The organism is Pseudoalteromonas sp. MMG022, from assembly GCF_021654245.1.
In the GTDB taxonomy this organism is placed as follows: Bacteria; Pseudomonadota; Gammaproteobacteria; order Enterobacterales; family Alteromonadaceae; genus Pseudoalteromonas; species Pseudoalteromonas amylolytica.
The window spans coordinates 1-20,430 of the sequence record NZ_JAKFZQ010000012.1; the positions used below are offsets into that span (position 1 = coordinate 1).

Genomic DNA, 20,430 nt, shown 5'->3' on the forward strand with positions numbered 1-20,430 from the left:
ACATCGCCAGGTCCTATTTAAGTAAAAAGCCCGATTCGAAAGAGTCGGGCTTTTTTGCGTTTTTGGGTCTGTAGGCCGTGATAAGCACAGCGCCATCCGACGTTTAAGAGAGTCCCTCGGCATTCTATAACCCTCGGCATTCTATAAAATGGCTCACTTCACCTTGCGCAAAGGAAACGCCCTCACTGCGTTCGTTATCGTTAACCCTTTGCACCCAACTTGCGTAAAAGCTACGGACTTCATCCGTAATTTTGCACCCCACGAGTGTTTCTATTATTCGAATACACTGCACATTGGCTATATGAAAAGTGAGTGTTGTTGCAATAGAGAATTTCAATAGTTGCAATTGGTATACGATTTAAATTAAGCTGAATATGAATATATTCATATGTCGATAAAGGATCTGTATCGGTGTTTAACCTTGTAGTTGTTATAGATCCGGCCCGTTGCGTTTCTAAAATCAGTAGCTAGATTTATAGATGTACATAAAAACTGCTCGAAGGTTGTTGGTATGTGTTAGTCATCGAGCGTGTTTATTTGTCCGGCCTATATTGTGCTATGTAAATAAAAGGTGTAGATTGCATGAATACTAATAAAAAGAGTTTTACAATACTATCGAAAAGCTTGTTAAAACAAGTCTTTGGAGGTAACGGCGGAGCAGGTGGTGGTCATGAACCGCCTATTTCTGTTTCCAACGTTATGAAATAGAGGAACAGAGGGGAAAAAGGAGCTTTGTTGCTATGAGTGGCATTTTGGTGCACATAGAATTAACGCTGACGGTGATTAAAATCCTCACGCTTATAATTCTTGGCGCATTTGGCAAGGATTCTATAAGGGCAATGATATTCAACCGCCCAGAATCTGGTAGTGTTGAGCAGTTTGAGCACTCACTATTTGTCTTTGTATTTACTTCAATGGTATTTCAGTTGATAGCCATTGCCATAAGAGATGTAATTTACAGCCTTGATGTAGGTGTGCAGGCCGTTCGGCAAATATTTTACATTAGTTTTAGTATTCACGAAGGCTTGTTCATGGTTGCGGTGATTCAATGGCATAACTTTAAGAAATGTAACTTTGCTAAAATTACGACCTACGGATTTTACGTATCAGGTATGTTAGTTATTCTACTGATGTCACGGTATGTTGATCGGGTGGTGTTTGGCACGGATGTTCTTAAAGTTATATATACCCAAATAGTGGTATTAACCAATGTATTTATGTGCTTACTGATGGCAGCTTACCCTATGCAAAAATTGCTTCAGTTTATAACCTTTAAGTTTAAGCCATCAAGTCGCCAGTGAGGCGATTAAAACCTCTAAAATTGACGATGTGAAAGTAAATAAATGAGGGAGGTTCATATAGGTGAACCTCCCTCATTGGGCTAGTAAACGTTGATATTGTTATGGCGCATTAGAAGGCATATGTACTTCTACTTCCTGACCCGTTGATAGACGCTCAGCACCACGTACTGCAACCGAGTCTCCGACCTTTAACTCATTTTCTCCTAGAGCCTTAATCGCAACATACTTTCCCTGTCCTTTTCCCACTTCTACTTGGATTTGCTCAGCCTTGTTGTCTTCATTAATACGCACCACATGGACACCCTGCTTTCTGAGTATTAATGCATCTCGATTGACTAGTAGCTCAGGCTTTCCCGAGCTTAGCGGTAAGGTTACATCCACTAATTGACCTGCGGCCCATTTTCGTGCAGTTTGCTTTGGCAAAGTTGCCCGCACTTCAAAAGATTGTGAACGCGGATCTGTTGCTGGAATAATTGCTGTAATGGATGCCTCTACATGGCTTGAGAGATCTGTGTTACTTGTTGCTATTGGTAGTGTTACACCATTGTCTAGGCTACTTAGATATTTGACCGGTACATAAAATCTAGCTTCCAAGTTTTCAATATCGATTAACCGCACTAGCTTGTCGGCACGGTTAATATCTTGCCCAGAGCGATTAAAACGTTCACTGACCACACCTGAAAAGGGAGCCTTGAGTGTTGAACGTGCGATTTTATCAGCGATCACGCGCAGCTCAATCTTCGCAAGTTGGATATCTGACTCAGCAAGGTCGTGCTGCTGTTTAACACTATCAACCTGACTTGCGGCTGCACTACTAGTTTGGGCTAATTGGGTTAAACGCTTCAACTCCTGCTTATGAAACTGCAGGTTAATTTTGGCTCTATTAAGCATCTCTTGTTGACGAGCTTGTTCTAGCTCTAATGGTAAAGTGTCGATGCGAGCTAGTATGTCACCTTTGGTAACTGTGCTGCCTGGTTCGACAACAAAGGTGAGTAGACCACCAACGCCAGCGGTTAGCGTAACATCTTGCTTGCCGTATAACGTACCGTGTAAAAGTATTGAGCTTCCGAGCGGAGCCATAGATACCGTCTCGACAGAAACTGGAGATTTTGCAAATGTTGGCGTAGTAAATGTAACCATAAGTGCAAGCAGCAGTGTGCTAACAACAGGTCTGCTTAAATTTAGGTGTCTTTTAAATAACAACATAGTAATTTCTCTATTGGTTGGCGACTAAATTGAGTTTAGGTTGGTTGCCTCTTAGGCGATCGCCGTCAATAGGCGCTTTTTGTTTTCCCAGTTGTAGCAGACTGGGCATGAGTAATAACGTGAATAAAGCGCTAATTGCCATACCTCCAACTATTACAGTAGCCAAGCCTCTATATATTTCAGAGCCGACCCCAGGCATCAACATTAATGGCAGCATTCCAAATAGACTTGTGAGGGTGCTTAAGTAAACGGGGCGTGCTCGAAGTAAAACGGCTTGTTGCACCGCTTGTTTTCTTGAGGCCCCAGCGCGTTCTGATGCTCTAGTCTGGTCGACTAATAAAATGGCATTATTTACAACTAGCCCCAAAAGAATAATAAATCCAATCATGGTGAGAAGGTCTAGTGATTGGAAAGCGAATAAGTTTAGTACATACAGCGCTAGCACCCCCCCTGCAATTGCTAGAGGCATGACCAACAAAACTAGCAGGCTGTCTTTCGCTGATTTAAACAAGGCGGTCATGAGCAGGAATAGGATAAATAGCGCAAGTAGAAAGTTGAGGGTCATTTCTTCGATTGCTGAATTCATCTTTTGAGCATTTCCAGCAAGTATGGCGCTAGCATTTGCTGGTAAGGCGTCTCTAAGTTTTGGCATAACTTCTTCAGACAGAAGCGCTTGAGCTTGTTGCAAACTCATATCTGCCGGAGGCGTTACCACGATGGATACAGTACGCTTCCCGTTAACTCTGCGTAATTGTGTGGGACCAACCGTACGCTCTACTAAGGCAAGTTCACCAAGAGTTTGAATACCCGAGTTGGGAGTTACGATAGGGAGTGCTTGTAGCTCTTCAGGTGTGTTCCATGCGCTTGCCCTGAGGATGACATTCATTCTCTCATTTCCGTTAAAGTATTCGTTCACGAAAAGACCCCCAGTAAATGCTTGAACAGCTTGCGCGACGTCGTTTCTCGTTAAACCAGCTTGGGTGATTCGTCTATCATCGGGCTGCAAACGGAGCTCAGGCTCCGCCAAATCTAATCTTGGTTGTGGCTGAGCGGTGGCTTGTGGCAGCGCTTCTTTAACAGCGGCTAAAGCGACTTGTGCACCACTGATCAGGTCGTCCATGCTTGGGCCAGTTAAATCAATATTAATAGCGCGCCCATCACCACCGTTTGCTACTTGGATCATCGAACCTCTAAACAGGTACACTTGAGTATCCGGTAAATCATGAAAAATCTCTTTACGTGCAACGTCCATTAATTCTTCTACGCGTTGTGGATCATCTGAGTAGATGAAGCCCCCCGCGTTGGAGCCAAAAACATAGAAATTAAAGTCTTTAATTTTCGGTAGTTTTTCGCCCTCATAGTAGGGCATGACTCTCTCTTTTACGCGCTTTGCTATTTCCTCTTCCATAAAGCCAATATTTCCACCAGGTGGTGTGTTTAAACTATAAAAGAAGCCATCCGTAGGTGCTCTAGGCATAAAATCGGTTTGCGGCAGTAAAGTCAATGTTATAGCGACAGAGCTCCCAAGCAAAGTAGTAATCCAGGCGAGCTGCTTTTTTCGGCTGTTGGTCAGTGCCATAATCCACTTTGTTAGCTTGCTCCAGTATTCTAAGTAAGGGTCAACTGTCAGTTCTTTTTCAGGTAAATATTTATTAGCAATGGGTATAATAGTCAATGCGCAGACGAGCGACGCAATGACAGCAATTGATAGTGTCAGTGCTAGGTCAGAAAATAGTTGCCCTTCTACCCCGGCCATAAACATAATCGGTAGAAATATGGCTACGCTAGTCGCGGTTGAGGCGAATAGGGCCCCAGCAACTTGTGTGGCACCCTTAAGTGCGGCTTTGGCGTTGTCTATGCCTTCACTTTTTAATCTAGCTATATTTTCTTGAACTATAATTGCGGCATCTAATACTAAGCCTACAGCAAATGCAAGGCCCGCTAGAGAGATCACATTTAAGCTGCGTTCAAACAAGTTTAGTGCGAGAAATGCCACCATCAAAGAAATGGGGATTGTGACTGCAATGACGAGTGTAGCTCTGAACCCTCTAAAAAATAACCATAATATGCCGCATGCCATCAACACGCCCAAACCAAGATTACTTTTAACTAGCTGTAGCGCGTTGCGAATGTGAACAGATGCATCAAAGCTAAGTTCAATAGACAGTCCTGCCTCTTTAAGTACGCCAGAGTTTAATTCATCTATAGCCTGATTAATGCCATCAAGCACGGCAACAGTGTTTGATTCATTGCTTCGTGAGATGGTGATGTAATATGCTGGTTTGCCGTTTCTGAGCGTCATTGAACGTCTATCTGTAACAGTATCTGCCACACTGGCGATATCGCCAAGGTAGATGGGCCTGTCTCCAGAATAGCCTACTCTCATTGTTGTTAAGCTATCAACGTCGTATTTACCAGTAAAGCGTACCGTATACTGTCGTCTACCCACATCAGCGATGCCCCCTGATACATCGGTAGAAGAAGAAATGGTATTACGAATTTGGGTTAAGCTAATGCCATATGAAGCGGCTTTGTACGGGTCAAATGTCACTCGTAATTCGCGTTGCCTTTGACTATTTAAGTTTACGCGCGACACGCCGGGAATGCGGGCAAGCCTAGGTTCAATAAAGTCCTCAATTTGCTTTTGGTAGACTGCCATATCGAAGTTATCGCGTTCATAATTCAGTGGTAAAACGAGCAAGCTCGCAGCCGTGGGGCCACCTGATCCCGGCCCACCACCACCGCCAGACGTCACGATTGGATCCGTAGCGTCAAGTGGGAGAGGGGGGGCTTGATTGAGGCTGGTAAGTACATCAAGCATTGCCTGCTGCATATCGGCACCTACTGCAAAAGTGAGAGTAATAGTACCGTTGCCCTGATTAATTTGCGTATTGACTTCGAGCGCGCCTGGCGTGTTCTTAACTGCATTTTCAAGCGGTTCGATGATCATAGACTCGATTTCTTCTGGCGCGGCCTGTCGCCACCCAGAAAATATAGTGATCTGTGGTTGTTCAATATCAGGTGTGAGTTGAATTGGCAGTTTAAAAATACTGATCAAGCCAAATAACATAATCAGCACTAATATCACTAACACACTGGCAGGGTTTTTAAGCGAACTACGTGTTAAATTCATAACAACATCCAATCTTTTTCTTTACTCAACAAGTATCAGGTAAAAGAGTGAGCTGCGCTAGCGGCTATTTTTCGCTTTCCACAGGGTACAGCGATTAACAGCCGCTATTTTAAGATAAATAACTAAGTTGCAATAATTTGTAACGAAATTAGATAATTTGAAATACTTTTAGAAACCTAATTTACATGTATTGCTGGACATGAACTAGGATGACTACAATAGGTTGGTAATACTGGAAAGGACAATAAAGTTGGGGGAGGCACATGATAACTTATGCCTACCCCGGAATGCTACAGTGGCTGTGTATCTGCAAACTCAAATGTTGGGTAGTTAGCTGGCTTGAAACGGTTGATGTTGTATAGGAATCGGCTATCTTTTACGGGTAATGTGGCTGATCCATAATCATATTCATTCAGTTTGGCGCGTAATGTCTGATTGTTTACTCCGTCGCCCTGCATTTCGTACCAGCTGATTATATTGGGTGTTACAAAACGGTTATAACCGTTTTCTGCAACTTCTTGATACTTAGCAAATCGTAATGCATGGGTTAACAAACCATCCTTGTGGTAAACGATTTTCAAATGGCCATTTTCGAAAGGTAGCTCACTTGCTGGCTTGGTGTACAGATCCCCATGGGCACTGTAACTACCATGTGTAACTATACCGTCATGGGTCCATACCGCCGCATATTCCCAATCATGTCGATGTCCGCCTCCAAAATAATGGAAAACTTGGTCTTTTTTGAAGTACAACGCATAGAAATGGGCGCAGTATTGTCCCTGAGCATCGTTATGACAGGCGTACCTGTGCACGGTATTGGATGTTTTTAAAAATAAGCTGTCACGACAGTCTCCTCCTAACGTGCCTGAGGTTTTTAGTCCCGCGTTTTGTTGTCCGGTTCGACTGATCCCCGCACTTGGTAAACAACCATCGCCATCAAAGTCAAATACTGGCTCTGTGCCGTTGATGACGTAGCTTGGTGGCAGTGCAGTGTCTAAAGCTAAAAAGTCATTTGCTAAGATGGTATGGCTAAAAAAAGGGGCTGTAAGTAGAGTGAGGCGAAAGAATCTAGCTGTTGTTGTCATAATAATAACTCATCATAATGTTATAAAATTAGAATAAGTTATCAATATGACATAAATGTATACCGCTTGTTAAGTTTTGTGTTTTTGTTCTTTTTGCTGCGACAGGAGCTTGTTCATAAAGTCGCTCTCTACTATTTTTAAAGCAGCCAATACTTCCTCAGGGTCAAGCTCATTTTGCTCAAGCAACATGATAAGGTCAACGGCCAGCTTTACGTGGTTTGGTGCGGTTTCTAGAGAATTATTCATTGCGGAGTCTTTTTCTTTTTTGCTACCTGTTCGCCTGCGAATTTGATTGCTTTTTCTACTAGCTCTTCCATTACGATACGCTCGCTTTGTGGCAAGTAGAAAGCCATATCTACGTCATTTCTGATATAACGGGCGGGCAATTGATTGAGAACGGTACAACAGAAATCAGCCATAACATCTTCATCGTACTTTTCATGTAAGTTGTGCTCTACAATCTTGTCTAAAACGATTTTCTCATAATAGTTATGTACATCATCATGTAATTTCATTTTGCTTACCTGCCGCGTTAGTACATTCAGTCTCTATATCATAATAGCTGGGTTAGCGGTCAGGGCAACAAAAAACTGCTTATGTACATCAACGAGTTGGGTTATATTTTTTTGATAGCCACCCCCCATGGCAGCGGCCATGGGAATATTATTTTGGCGGCAGTAATCCATCACAAGTTTATCACGCGCTAATACGCCATCGAGGCTAACATTCAACAGGCCTAATTCATCTTGCTTATATATATCCGCACCCGCATTGTAAAGGATCAGATCGGGTGAGTGTAGGCGACAAACCAGTGATAATGCTTGATGAACAGTATCTAAATACGCTTCATCTTGGGCATTTGCTGCAAGTGGAAAGTCGTAATCGGATTCAGCTTTGTTGCGAGGAAAGTTTTGTTCACAATGAATCGAACAAGTTATGATATCAGACCGTTCGGTCAAAATACTTGCGGTTCCGTCACCTTGATGCACATCACAGTCAAATATAACGATGGTTTCTGCCAACGCTTGCTGAATTAAATAGCAAGCGGCGACAGCAAAGTCATTGATAATACAAAATCCAGAGCCGAAACCTTTGTGAGCATGATGATAACCCCCACTTAAGTTGGCAGCGACTCCATGTTTCAACGCACAATTTGCAGCTTCAATGCTGCCACCAACAGAATACAGAGTACGTTCAACAAGCGCTTTAGACCAAGGAAAGCCCATTTTCCGAATTGCTTTTTCTGATAATGTGCCGTTTATAAAGCTCTGTACGTAGTTTGCATCATGGCACAACAAAAGAGATTCTATGTTGACTTTACTAGGGCAAACCAGCTTATTCTGTAATTGTAACTGCACTAATTGGTCTTTTAGCAATACATATTTTTGTATTGGAAAACGATGCCGAGGCGGTAGTGACAATGCGGAGTAAGATGGGTGATAGAATAACATTAGCGATTTTGTTGTTTTTCAACTTGCTGAATCTTGGCTTCCGTTTCTGAAATGGCTTTTCTACAGCGCCCAAGTCTAGCGTGCAGAGCGAGGATCTCTTGGTTTATTTTCTGTGCTTCAGCATTGCTTGCTTTATCGAGCTTTTCTCGGCGAATTTCTATCATTTCTTGTAGCCGTCTTTCAAACTCATGGTTTTGAGACAGTTCTTGATATAGCTCATGAGAGCTTTGCATGATTTTCTGTACAGCTTTACGGTAGACTTTATGCTTTTTGCTAAAACTGGCTTTGTTCTCTTTGGCCCAGACTGGTGTTGACTTGAGTACTTTAATGATAGCTTCAATCTGTGTCGCTATACGTTGTACAGCAAAGCTGTATGCGTGACGCTTTTCCATTGGCGGAAGATGCTTTACTTGCGCTTTTATCTCATCAACATAGTCACAAAGTAACAGGCTTTTAGTGGCAAACACTGTACGGTCAAATAGGCTTGGTTGGGCCTGAATATAACGGTTTTTATCAAACCACTTGGCATTATCAAACTGCTGGGCTTGCTCACTCAATCTGGCCAGTTGCTGGTGCAACTTATCAAGCGCGTTATTCACGATAAATATGCCTCAATGACCAACTTTCCTGCGAGTATTATAACAATGGTATTAAACAAAGGTTTTATTAATTTGTTGCCAAATTTAATAGCAGAATGCGCGCCAATCCATGCCCCAAGCATCAAAAACACACCCATTGATATCCCCAGTAGAAAGTTAACATGGCCTAACGCTACAAACGTGATCAAAGAAATGAAATTGGAGACAAAATTCATTGAGCGGGCTAAACCACAGTTTAACAATAAGCTTATCTTGTAAAGCATACTGTTAGATGCGGTCCAAAAAGTACCAGCTCCAGGGCCCGCCATGCCATCAAAAAAGCCTAAACTTAGGCCTTGAGCCCACTGCTTTATTTTTAGTAGTCGAGTAACGGGTGGTAGTGTATGTGATTCGGTTGGGCTTAATTTACCAAACAGGCTATAGCAAGCGACAAGAATAATTACCACAGGGAGTAACTTGTTTAAAAACTCAGTACTGAGATAATCAACGAGAAGTGTACCTAGTATTGCGCCAATTGCGGTGGCGAGAATAGAGGCTGCCCAAAACCTTGGGTTAAATAATTGCCTGCGGTAGTAGGTCAGGCTGGCCGTTATAGAGCCAAAACTCGCAGCCAGTTTATTTGTACCAAGGGTAACATGGGGTGGTAGACCAGCTGTCAGTAAGGCTGGTACAGTTAACATACCCCCACCACCGGCGATAGCATCAATAAAGCCAGCGGCTAAAGCAACTACACAAAGCAGTCCCCAGGTCATTGGATCGAGCGCGAGTTCAAACATTTAATAATCTATTTTTCTTTTAAATGGAGGCAGCGTATCTAACATGGCTTTACCGTAACGTTTAGTTACTAAGCGCCTGTCAAGTATGGTTATGCGGCCATGATCAGATTCTTTACGCAGCAGTCTACCACAGCTTTGTACTAATTTCTTTGCAGCATCAGGAACGGTGATAGATAAAAATGGATTCCCACCTTTGCTTTGCACGAACTCAGCCTGTGCTTCCTCAATCGGTGAGGTGGGAACGGCAAAAGGAATTTTTGTAATTATGAGGTTTTCCAAATATGCACCTGGTAGGTCAAGACCTTCCGATAAACTCTGTGTGCCAAACAGTATACTGCCTTTGCCCTTATCAATATTACCCTTGTGGGTTTGTAATAGACTCTCTCTCGATTGTTCGCCTTGTACCAGAATTTGCCAGCGTTCTTTGCGTAGCAGCTTAACCACATGATCCATTTGCCAATACGATGCGAATAGCACCAGATTACCCTTATCACGTTGTAGATATTGAGGAAGAACTTGTGCCAGATAATCACTAAATTCTTGGTTCGTGGGTTCTACTTCAGCTTTCGGTAAGTGCAGTGTTGCTTGAGCTGGATAATCAAATGGCGAGTTAGCTTTTATGTACTTGACTCCGGGTTCGTTGCTTAGACCGTTCTCTTTTGCAAAGTGATCAAAAGTGCCCAGCGCACTTAAAGTCGCCGAGCACAGCACTGCACCTGCACACTCTCTCCAAAGCTTATCTTTGAGGTAGTAGCCCACTTCGATAGGGCAGTCACATAACAGGTAGTCATGATGGTGTTTATACTCTAGGCGTTTTATCCAACGTGCATGAGGCGTGTTTTCGCCTTTGCGTGCATAACTGTCCCACAATTTATGAAGTTGTTCTAAACGATTAATGTATTGCCCACTTTCACCAAGTAATGGGTCTGCTAGAAAGGGTTTAACATCGCCATCACTTACATCCTGAGTGAGTGCATCATGCATTTTATTGAGTGTGCGAAGCACATCTTGTGTAGCATCGCTTATATCTTTTGCCTTAGAAATAAGAGAGTCGGGCACCAGTCCATGCTCAAAGCGATAGGTGTCATCCTGATTGTAATTAAATTCCGCGCGCTCAAGGATGTCCCTAACTGCTTTGAGATCTTTACTTGCGTCGTTGGCTGCATCATTAAGTTTGAAGTTTTGGCCGATGGCTTTTTGCGACACGATAGTCGCAGCCATTTTGCCACTAAATTTTAATAACTTTTCGAGCCAGTCTAAGGTGCCTTTGATAGTTGCCGCGGCAGACGAAAAATCTCGGGTAATATGAGGCAGGTGGTGTGCTTCATCGATTACATAAAATGTGTCATCTGGCTCTGGTAAAATTTTCCCGCCCCCCAATTCCAGGTCGGCCAGCAACAGGGCGTGGTTAATGACCAATACGTCCATCTGCGCCATCTTTTGACGTGCCATATGAAATGGGCAAAGATGATGCGATTTCATTTGTCGCTGACATGCATGCTTATCACAGGCAATAAGATTCCAGACTCTATCAGGTATGGTGTCGGCCCAACTATCTCTGTCTCCTTGCCAGCGCTTGTCCTGATAAGCAAGGTGTAAATCTCTAAGGCACTTTTGTTCCATGTCTGATAATGGAGAAGTCAAAGTCGGCGTGATTGATAACTGTATACTGTCTTCATTGAGAGCCGCGTTAAGTTTTTGCGCACAAATATAGCGCTGGCGCCCTTTGACGAGGTCAAACTTGAAGTCAAAACCACAGTGCTCCTTGAAAAAGGGTAGCTCCTTATTAATCAACTGTTCCTGCAATGCAACCGTTGCGGTCGATATAACCAACTTTTTCTTTTTAGCTAACGCCGTTGGCAGCGCGCTGAGGCAATATGCGAGTGATTTACCTGTGCCTGTTCCTGCTTCTATCACACAGATGCGTTGGGTCTTGTGATATTCCCCTGCAAGCGTTTTAGCTATTTCTGCAACGAGATAATTTTGGCTACTGCGCTGACGGTATCCATCTAGGCTGTCGGCAATATTTTGATGGGTATGCCGAATGGTCTTTTTGAGAGCGTCTGAAAGCATGGGAATCGCCTAACTTGGATTTATATGTATATAATTACAGTGTCAAAGGGCTATTTTAGATGGGGAACGGATTTGGCACAAGCAGTCTATGCAGGCTTCATACTATCACGACAGCAGATTAATCACCATGGGCGATTACAGCTGTGCTATTGGCTTAAAACGGACCAAGGAACAATAAAGGCTTACGTTGATAATGAGCAACCAGTGTTCTTCATCCGATACAGCGACCAGCCACAAGCGCAGCGCTTGCTCAAACAAGAAAGTATCGAGACAAGTTTTAAAAATGTTGGTTTAAAGCACTTCGATCAAGAAGAGATGATTGCCTGCTACTGTCAAAATACACGCTCGTATCATCAGGCAAAGCAAGCATTAGACGGTGTTGTGAATATGTATGAGGAGGATATCCGGCACTGTGATCGCTTCTTGATGGAGCGATTTATCCGCGGTGGGATATGGGTACAAGGTAACTCAGTCGCCAAGACCGGCTATATGGAATTAACATCAGCCAAATTAAAAGCGCACCGCAGTTACCGGCCTACGCTTTCAGTATTATCATTAGACATTGAGTGTAGTGGTGACGGTGTTTTATTTTCCATTGGATTGGCCAGTGAGAATCATCGTTGCGTGATTATGATTGGAGAACCACCAGAGGGCCAAGATACACCAGCGTATATCCATTGGGTCCCGGATGAATCTGCTTTGCTATTTGCGCTCATGGAGAAAATTAGCGTACTAGACCCTGATGTAATCATTGGGTGGAATGTAATTGAATTTGACTTTGTGGTGCTAGCCGAGCGAGCACAGATGCTCGGTATTGAGCTTATTCTAGGTAAAGATGCACAGCCAATAGATGTGTACAAGGGCAATTACGTTAGGGTGATGATTTCTGGGCGTGTTGTGATCGACGGTATTGATACCTTAAAAAATGCGACGTATCACTTTGATAGCTTTCGTTTATCCAATGTAGCTGAAAAGGTTCTGGGTGAGAAAAAGCTGATCGAGCAAGACGACAGGTTAGAGGAAATTATACGGCAGTTTAACGAAGACAAGCTGAACCTTGCAGCCTATAACCTCAAAGACTGTGAGTTAGTCCTAGCAATCTTTGCCAAGCTAAATTTATTAGATTTTGCCATTGTCAGAAGTCAGTTGACAGGGCTTGAGCTTGAACGAATGGGGGGGTCGGTCGCCGCATTTACCAATTTGTATTTACCACTGTTACACCGCAGTGGCTACGTAGCGCCGAATTTAGGCGAGCATGGACTAAATTTTGAAAGCCCAGGTGGCTATGTGATGGATTCTAAACCTGGGTTGTATAAAAATGTAGCAGTACTGGATTTTAAAAGCCTTTATCCTTCTATCATCCGGACATTCTGCATCGACCCTATGGGGTTAATCGAAGGCCTCAAATCGCCTCAAGATGCAGTGCCCGGTTTTCACAATGGTTCTTTTTCTAGAACTCGGCATCACTTACCCACTTTGGTGGCTGAGCTTGCACAAGCAAGACAGAGCGCTAAACAAGCACGCGATGATATGCTTTCACAGGCAATTAAAATCATCATGAATAGCCTGTATGGCGTGTTAGGTTCAAAAGGGTGTCGCTTTTACGATCCGCGTTTAGCCAGTTCAATCACATTGCGAGGTCATGAAATAATGCAGACCACGCAAGAGCTAATAGAGGAGCAGGGTTTAGAGGTCATATATGGAGATACAGATTCAACATTTGTAAAACTGCCTGATGAGTGGGGTATTACTAAGTGTGAAGCTGAAGCTGTGGCATTGGTCAATATCGTGAATACCTTTTGGCAACAAGAATGCAGTGCATCTTTCGACTTAACCAGTCATTTAGAAATTGAGTTTGAAACTCTGTACCACACCTTTTTTATGCCTACGATTCGAGGGCAGGCGGTTGGTTCTAAAAAGCGCTATGTTGGAGAAATCATTGACAATGGCAGAGCAAAACTAGTTTTTAAAGGAATGGAAAGTGTGCGCAGTGATTGGACGGAAATAGCCAAGAAATATCAACAAGATGTTATTAGAGCTTTGTTTGATGGGGAATGTTTGTTGCGTATAACAAAAGGGTACGTAAATTCTATACGGTCAGGTGAGGTTGATCGCATGTTGCGATATTCGAAACGTTTGGGTCGCGCTTTGGAAGAATATACCAAAACAGTCCCCCCACACGTCAAAGCTGCAAGGCTTTCCGTGTTAAATAATCAGAGTCGAAATTTGTCAAAAGGCAGTGTTATCAATTATTACATGACTAATAACGGACCTGTTATGCACCTTGAAAACAACAAAATAGACTATGAGCACTATATAGAAAAGCAGATTTACCCCATTTTGATGATGATACCTGATTACGAAAATGTTCTTTTTCAGTTAACAGGGCAGCGCTTTTTTTCTTTTTGAGATCAAATATATGTTTATTATTTGTTGGTTTAATGTTGTACCTTATACTGGTAATTTCTAAAAATTAAATAATTTGCGGTTGACGCTAACGTCAATGCTTGTTTAATATTCATGGTGAATGTTGCACGAGTGCAACTTCCCATAAGGGCAAAGCCCACAAAAAATTACAAGCTACTAACAAGTAGTCCAGGGAGATACAAATGTTAAATAGTAAAGTTTCAAAAGCGGTTCGCTTAGCAATCGCGTTTGGCGCTGCTTCTACGGCTGCGTTTTCTGCGAATACGTTCGCGGCCGAAGGTGAACAGAAAGTAGAACGTATCGAAGTTACTGGTTCTGCAATCAAAAGAACTGACTTAGAAGGTGCATTACCTCTAGACGTAATCGATGCTTCAGCAATTGCAAAATCAGGCGTAACAAGCGTACCTGATCTAATCGCTAACCTTCCTGCGATGCAGGGTTTCACAGCTGCTGGTGAATCAGTAGGTGGTGGCGGTGGCGGTATCCAGACTGCTTCACTAAGAAACCTAGGTTCTGAATACACGCTAGTTCTTCTAAACGGTCGTCGCATGGTATCTTCTGATTCAGGTGGTACAATCGACCTTAACTCAATTCCTCTAGCGGCTATTAAGCGCGTTGAAATCCTAAAAGATGGCGCATCTGCACTATATGGTTCTGATGCTATCGCAGGTGTTGTTAACTTCATCCTTAAAGATGACGTACAAAGCACAACTATCAGCGCTCGTTATGACAAGCCAAAAGATACTTCAAGCTCAAACTTCTCAATCACGACTGGTTTCGGTGATTTGAGTACTGATGGTTTCAACATCACAGCTGCATACAGCCGCGATGAGCAAGATAACCTACGTTCAGTTGACCGTGATTTTGCAAAAACTGGTTTCGTTGAGTTTGAACACGCTGGTCAAGACTTGGTTGCTATCGCAGGTTCTTCGAATGCGATTCCTGGTAACGCGTATGTTACTTACCAACTTCGTGATGATAACGGTGATCTAATTGTAGACCCTGATTCAGGTAAAGTTAAAACAAGCACTTACTCGCTAAACCCATATAATGAGAAGAATGGTTCTTGTCACGGCACAAGTGCTCCTTCAGGTAATGCATGTCAGTTCGACTACACCAGCACTCTAGAAATTCAGCCTGAGTCAGAGCGTGACAACGTATTTGTTCAAGCGCTTGCTGAAATCAATGACACGACTCAAGTGTTTGCGAACGCTTCTTGGTCAAACTTCAAAATGACGACTCGCATCGCGCCATACCCAACAGGTACATTCTCGCTATCTGCTGATTCTGCGTTAGTACAAGAAAATGTTATGCCTTACCTACCTGAAAATGTAGCGGCGGACATGACTCGTGTAGCTGCGCGTTGGCGTGTACTACCAGGCGGTAACCGTACTGATGAATGGAATACAACAACTAGCCAAATCACAGCGGGTATCCGTGGTGAGATTTCTGAGTGGTCTTATGACTTATCTGTGACTCGTGGTGATTCAGAGCGTGAGCAAAACCGTATCACAGGTTACCCACTTGAAGAAGAATTCATGGCCTTGGTTACTTCAGGTGATGTTGATATCTTCGCAGCGCCTGAAGACCTAACAGCAGAACAAAACCAAATGGTTGCAGACACTATGTTCAGCGGTCTTTGGGAAAAAACTGAAACTTCACTAACAACTATTGAAGGTAAGCTTTCAGGTGCAATTGCTGACCTTGACGCAGGTAGCGTATACCTAGGTGTTGGTTTTGATTACCGTATGGCTGAGTACTCTCGCGTAAATGGCCCTGGTAATACAGCTGAAGTTGTATTGTTTGAATCTGCTTCAGACGAGTATGATCTAGAGCGTGATACGTACGGTGCGTTTGCGGAAGTAATCGTTCCAGTAATGGATAACTTAGAGTTCACAGGTTCAATCCGTTACGATAACATCGGTGAGATCACTGATTCACTACGTACTGGTAACCAGAAAGTAAACAACAGCGAAAACGATACTACTTACAAGTTGAGCCTATCTTACCGTCCAACAGACGAACTATTGCTACGTGCTTCAATGGGTACTGGCTTCAAGATGGCTACCATGCGCCAGATAGCTGAACCTCGTGTAGAGTTCGGTGTAACGGCTTCTCCTTACGACTGTCCGTTCCAATCAGGTCACCCACTTAAGCAATACTGTTACTCAGATAAGCTTCAGTACGATGTATACCGTGAGGGTAACGCAGAATTGAAGCCAGAGACTTCTGAGCAGTATACATTAGGTTTCGTATGGGCTGGTGACACAGGTACAAGTGTATCTGTTGACTACTGGAACATTGAGATGGAGAACGAAGTTCAACGTCTTACTCAGAACCAAATCTTCGGTGATCCAGCTACTTACGGTCACTTGTTCGTAACTAAGACAGATGCTGGTACAGGCGATACAGTTCTTGCTATCGTACAGGCTGCTGATAACGTAGGTAAGTCAAATACTTCAGGTATCGACTGGAGCATCAACTTAACGAATGAACTATCTTTCGGTACGTTGAAGACTGGCATCATGGGTACTTACCTAATTGAGTCTGAAAGCCTACGTGTGGGTACAACTGACGTTTGGGATACAAGCTTAGGTAAAGTTGGTCTTGATGAAGCAGTTGCATTCCGTAACATCATCAACATCAACAACACGTTCACTCACGGTGACTTCACTCATGACTTGAACATCAAAGCTCGTAGCGGCTATACAGATGCTGCTGCAGATATCAGCTTCTATGTTGCAAAAGCTGATGATTGGAATGACGCAGTAGATGGAAGCGTTATCCAGAAACACATCCCAGTTTACTTCACTGTTGATTACCGCTTGTCATATGCTTACGGCGACAATGCAAACGTAACATTCGGTGTTAAGAACCTATTAGACAAAGAGCCACCATTTACTCTAAATGCTGCTGCTGGTCACCAAGTAGGTTACGATCCACGTTACGCAGACCCGTACGGTCGTCAGTTCTACATTCAAGCTGACTACACTTTCTAAGTTAGTTTGATGTAATAAAAATTACAAACCCCACTTTATGTGGGGTTTTTTTTAATGAGCTATCCAAAAACATTTCATTTGCTACCTTTTGATAAATATTTCAAATAAATTTAATTTTTTATTGTTGATCCACTTATTTGAAATAAAATGTTAATTTTACACCATCGTTTCTTGTTGTTAATTTAGGTTCAACATTTCAAATTCATAACCCTTTGATTTTAAACGATCTCTTATTTTATAAACTTTTGTTCACACGTTGCTATTTTTGGTACTTTTGGTTTTAACTTGTACCTTTAATGGGTTTTTCAGATGTTGACCTGTCGTTTCAACCAAGCTTAGTATTGAACCCAATATCTAAATAGGAACACTTTGTTTTAGTTTTGGATATTTCAATAAAACTATAAAAATCAATTGATTAGTTTTAATCAGGGAGAAAAATACATGTTAAATTCAAAAGTTTCAAAGGCGGTTCGCTTAGCAATCGCGTTTGGCGCTGCTTCTACGGCTGCGTTTTCTGCGAATACGTTCGCGGCCGAAGGTGAACAGAAAGTAGAGCGTATCGAAGTTACTGGTTCTGCAATCAAAAGAACTGACTTAGAAGGTGCATTACCTCTAGACGTAATCGATGCTTCAGCAATTGCAAAATCAGGTGTAACAAGCGTACCTGATCTAATCGCTAACCTTCCTTCAATGCAGGGTTTCACAGCTGCTGGTGAGTCAGTAGGTGGTGGCGGTGGCGGTATGCAAACTGCTTCACTAAGAAACTTAGGTTCTGAGTACACGCTAGTTCTTCTTAATGGTCGTCGTATGGTATCTGCTGACTCAGGCGGTACAATCGACCTTAACTCAATTCCTCTAGCGGCTATTAAGCGCGTTGAAATCCTAAAAGATGGTGCATCTGCACTATATGGTTCTGACGCTATCGCAGGTGTTGTTAACTTCATCCTTAAAGATGACGTACAAAGCACAACTATCAGCGCTCGCTATGACAAGCCAAAAGATACTTCAAGCTCAAACTTCTCAATCACGACTGGTTTCGGTGATTTGAGTGTTGATGGTTTCAACATCACAGCTGCATACAGCCGCGATGAGCAAGATAACCTACGTTCTGTTGACCGTGATTTCGCAAAAACTGGTTTCATCCAATTTGAGCACTCAGGTCAAGACCTATTAGCAGTTGCTGGTTCTTCAAGTGCTATCCCTGGTAACGCGTATGTTAGCTATAACAAGCGTGATGAGAATGGCGAACTAATGTTCGATGAAGATGGTAATAATATTACTACTACTTACTCGTTCAACCCGTACAAACTGAACAACAACGATACTTGTCACACTACAAGTGCACCGTCTGGCGCACGTGCGTGTCAGTTTGACTACACAAGTACTTTGGAAATCCAACCAGAGTCTGAGCGTGACAATATCTTCGTTCAAGGTGTTGCAACTGTAAATGATACGACTGAAGTATATGCGAATGCTTCATGGTCAAAATTCGAAATGATCACACGTATCGCGCCATACCCAACAGGTATTCCTCTAGCTGCTGACTCAGAGCTAGCTAAAAAATACGTTATTCCTCACACACCGCAAGCTGTTTTAGATGATATGGTTGGTATCAGTGCTCGCTGGCGTGTACTTCCAGGCGGTAACCGTACTGATGAGTGGAATACAACAACTAGCCAAATCACAGCGGGTATCCGTGGTGAGATCTCTGAATGGTCTTATGACTTAGCAGTAACTCGTGGTGATTCAGAGCGTGAGCAAAACCGTCTAACAGGTTACCCTAAGCAGGATGAATTCCTTGCACTGCTTAACTCTGGTTCAATTGATATCTTCGCAGCGCCTGAAGATTTAACTGAAGAAGAAAACGCAGCGGTAGCTGCAACTATGTTTAACGGTCTTTGGGAAAAGACTGAAACTTCAATGACTTCAATCGATGGTAAGATCTCAGGTGCAATCGCTGATTTAGACGCAGGTAGCGTGTACCTAGGTGTTGGTTTTGATTACCGTACATCTGAGTACTCTCGTTCAAACGGCGAAGGTAACAACAACAAGGTAGTATTGTACGAGTCAGTATCTCCTGAGTATGACCTAGATCGCGAAAACTACGGTGCGTTTGCAGAATTGATTGTTCCAGTAATGGAAAACCTCGAAGTAACTGGTTCAATCCGTTACGACAACATTGGTGAAGTTACTGATTCACTTCGTGAAGGCAACAAAACAGTTAACGATAGCGAAAACGATACAACTTACAAGTTAAGCCTATCTTACCGTCCAACAGACGAGCTATTGCTACGTGCTTCAATGGGTACTGGCTTCAAGATGGCTACTATGCGTCAAATCGCTGAGCCTCGTGTAGAGTTCGGTGTAACGACTTCTCCGTATGACTGTCCATTAGCATCAGGTCACCCACTGAGATCAGCATGTCACTCAGACAAACTTCAGTATGACGTATACCGTGAAGGTAACGCGGCATTGAAGCCAGAAACTTCTGAGCAGTATACATTCGGTTTCGTATGGGCTGGTGACACAGGTACAAGTGTATCTGTTGACTACTGGAACATTGACATGGAGAACGAGGTTCGTCGTCTAACTCAGAACCAAATCTTCTTCAACCCAGCGACTTATAACCACTTATTCACTACTAAGTATGATGAGAGCTTGAAAAAAGACGTTCTAGCTATCGTTCAAGCAGCGGATAACGTTGGTAAGTCAACGACTACAGGTATCGACTGGAGCATCAACTTAACGAACGAACTATCTTTCGGTACGTTGAAGACTGGTATCATGGGTACTTACCTAATTGAGTCTGAAAACCTACGTGTTGGTGAAGACAATGTATGGGATTCAAGCCTAGGTAAAGTTGGTCCAGATGAAGAAGTTGCATTCCGTAACATCATCAACATCAGCAACTCATTCACTCACGGTGATTTCTCTCATGACTTGAACATCAAGGCTCGTAGTGGTTACACAGATGCAGCTGCTGATGTAAACTTCACAGTTTTCAGATCTGACTTGAGCGAGACAGTTGACGGAAGCCTTATCCAGAAGCACATTCCGGTATACTTCACTGTTGATTACCGCTTGTCATATGCTTACGGCGACAATGCAAACGTAACATTCGGTGTTAAGAACCTATTAGACAGAGAACCACCGTTCACGCTAAACGCGTCAGCTGGTCACCAAGTAGGTTACGATCCACGTTACGCAGACCCGTACGGTCGTACTTTCTACATCCAAGCTGACTACACTTTCTAAGTTAGTTTGATGTAATAACAATTCAAAACCCCACTTTACGTGGGGTTTTTTTGTGGAGGGCGTGCTGCATTCAACAGCCGATTTTCAATAAACACTAAGTTTTTGTTACTCGTTCATCTTGGTGG

General features: G+C 43.0%; 14 protein-coding genes. 5 read left to right on the top strand and 9 right to left on the bottom strand.

Going from position 1 to position 20,430, the window contains the following annotated elements; all coding sequences use genetic code 11:
- The first annotated feature begins 582 nt into the window (after positions 1–582).
- On the top strand, positions 583–708 hold the full coding sequence (locus L1070_RS20355; RefSeq protein ID WP_275423278.1) for a hypothetical protein: 126 nt from the start codon (positions 583–585) through the stop codon (positions 706–708).
- A 32-nt stretch (positions 709–740) separates the two neighbouring features.
- On the top strand, positions 741–1,301 hold the full coding sequence (locus tag L1070_RS12065) for a hypothetical protein (protein ID WP_070983683.1): 561 nt from the start codon (positions 741–743) through the stop codon (positions 1,299–1,301).
- 99 nt (positions 1,302–1,400) lie between these two features.
- Here L1070_RS12065 and L1070_RS12070 read toward each other — a convergent pair whose 3' ends face one another.
- From L1070_RS12070 to dinG, 9 genes are all read right to left on the bottom strand, one after another.
- Positions 1,401–2,507: an efflux RND transporter periplasmic adaptor subunit gene (locus L1070_RS12070; protein ID WP_237125734.1), complete on the bottom strand. Its 1,107-nt coding sequence runs from the start codon at positions 2,505–2,507 to the stop codon at positions 1,401–1,403.
- Positions 2,508–2,517: 10 nt separating this feature from the next.
- On the bottom strand, positions 2,518–5,640 hold the full coding sequence (locus L1070_RS12075) for an efflux RND transporter permease subunit (protein WP_237125735.1): 3,123 nt from the start codon (positions 5,638–5,640) through the stop codon (positions 2,518–2,520).
- A 290-nt stretch (positions 5,641–5,930) separates the two neighbouring features.
- Positions 5,931–6,725 (bottom strand): NPP1 family protein, encoded by a 795-nt coding sequence (locus L1070_RS12080; RefSeq protein WP_237125736.1) that lies wholly within the window; start codon positions 6,723–6,725, stop codon positions 5,931–5,933.
- Positions 6,726–6,794: 69 nt separating this feature from the next.
- Complete coding sequence (rsmS, locus tag L1070_RS12085) at positions 6,795–6,971, bottom strand: pleiotropic regulatory protein RsmS (RefSeq protein ID WP_070983676.1); 177 nt, start codon at positions 6,969–6,971, stop codon at positions 6,795–6,797.
- Positions 6,968–7,240: a late competence development ComFB family protein gene (locus L1070_RS12090; protein WP_237125737.1), complete on the bottom strand. Its 273-nt coding sequence runs from the start codon at positions 7,238–7,240 to the stop codon at positions 6,968–6,970. The genes rsmS and L1070_RS12090 overlap by 4 nt, the downstream gene beginning before the upstream one ends.
- 33 nt (positions 7,241–7,273) lie before the next feature.
- The gene (locus L1070_RS12095; protein WP_070983671.1) at positions 7,274–8,176 is read right to left on the bottom strand and encodes a histone deacetylase; all 903 of its coding nucleotides are present in this window, start codon (positions 8,174–8,176) and stop codon (positions 7,274–7,276) included.
- On the bottom strand, positions 8,176–8,778 hold the full coding sequence (locus L1070_RS12100; protein WP_237125813.1) for a primosomal replication protein PriC: 603 nt from the start codon (positions 8,776–8,778) through the stop codon (positions 8,176–8,178). The genes L1070_RS12095 and L1070_RS12100 overlap by 1 nt, the downstream gene beginning before the upstream one ends.
- On the bottom strand, positions 8,772–9,551 hold the full coding sequence (locus tag L1070_RS12105) for a TSUP family transporter (RefSeq protein WP_237125738.1): 780 nt from the start codon (positions 9,549–9,551) through the stop codon (positions 8,772–8,774). Before L1070_RS12105 ends, L1070_RS12100 begins: the two co-directional genes overlap by 7 nt.
- Positions 9,552–11,624, bottom strand: a complete 2,073-nt coding sequence (gene dinG, locus L1070_RS12110; RefSeq protein ID WP_237125739.1) for an ATP-dependent DNA helicase DinG — start codon at positions 11,622–11,624, stop codon at positions 9,552–9,554.
- A 24-nt stretch (positions 11,625–11,648) separates the two neighbouring features.
- On the opposite strand from dinG, the gene L1070_RS12115 reads away from it, so the two are divergent.
- The 3 genes from L1070_RS12115 (at position 11,649) to L1070_RS12125 (ending at position 20,305) form a co-directional block, all read left to right on the top strand.
- Positions 11,649–14,033 (top strand): DNA polymerase II, encoded by a 2,385-nt coding sequence (locus L1070_RS12115; RefSeq protein WP_237125740.1) that lies wholly within the window; start codon positions 11,649–11,651, stop codon positions 14,031–14,033.
- Positions 14,034–14,233: 200 nt separating this feature from the next.
- Positions 14,234–17,050, top strand: coding sequence for a TonB-dependent receptor (locus tag L1070_RS12120; protein ID WP_237125741.1), 2,817 nt, complete (start codon positions 14,234–14,236; stop codon positions 17,048–17,050).
- Positions 17,051–17,491: 441 nt separating this feature from the next.
- On the top strand, positions 17,492–20,305 hold the full coding sequence (locus tag L1070_RS12125) for a TonB-dependent receptor (protein WP_237125742.1): 2,814 nt from the start codon (positions 17,492–17,494) through the stop codon (positions 20,303–20,305).
- Positions 20,306–20,430: the final 125 nt, after the last annotated feature.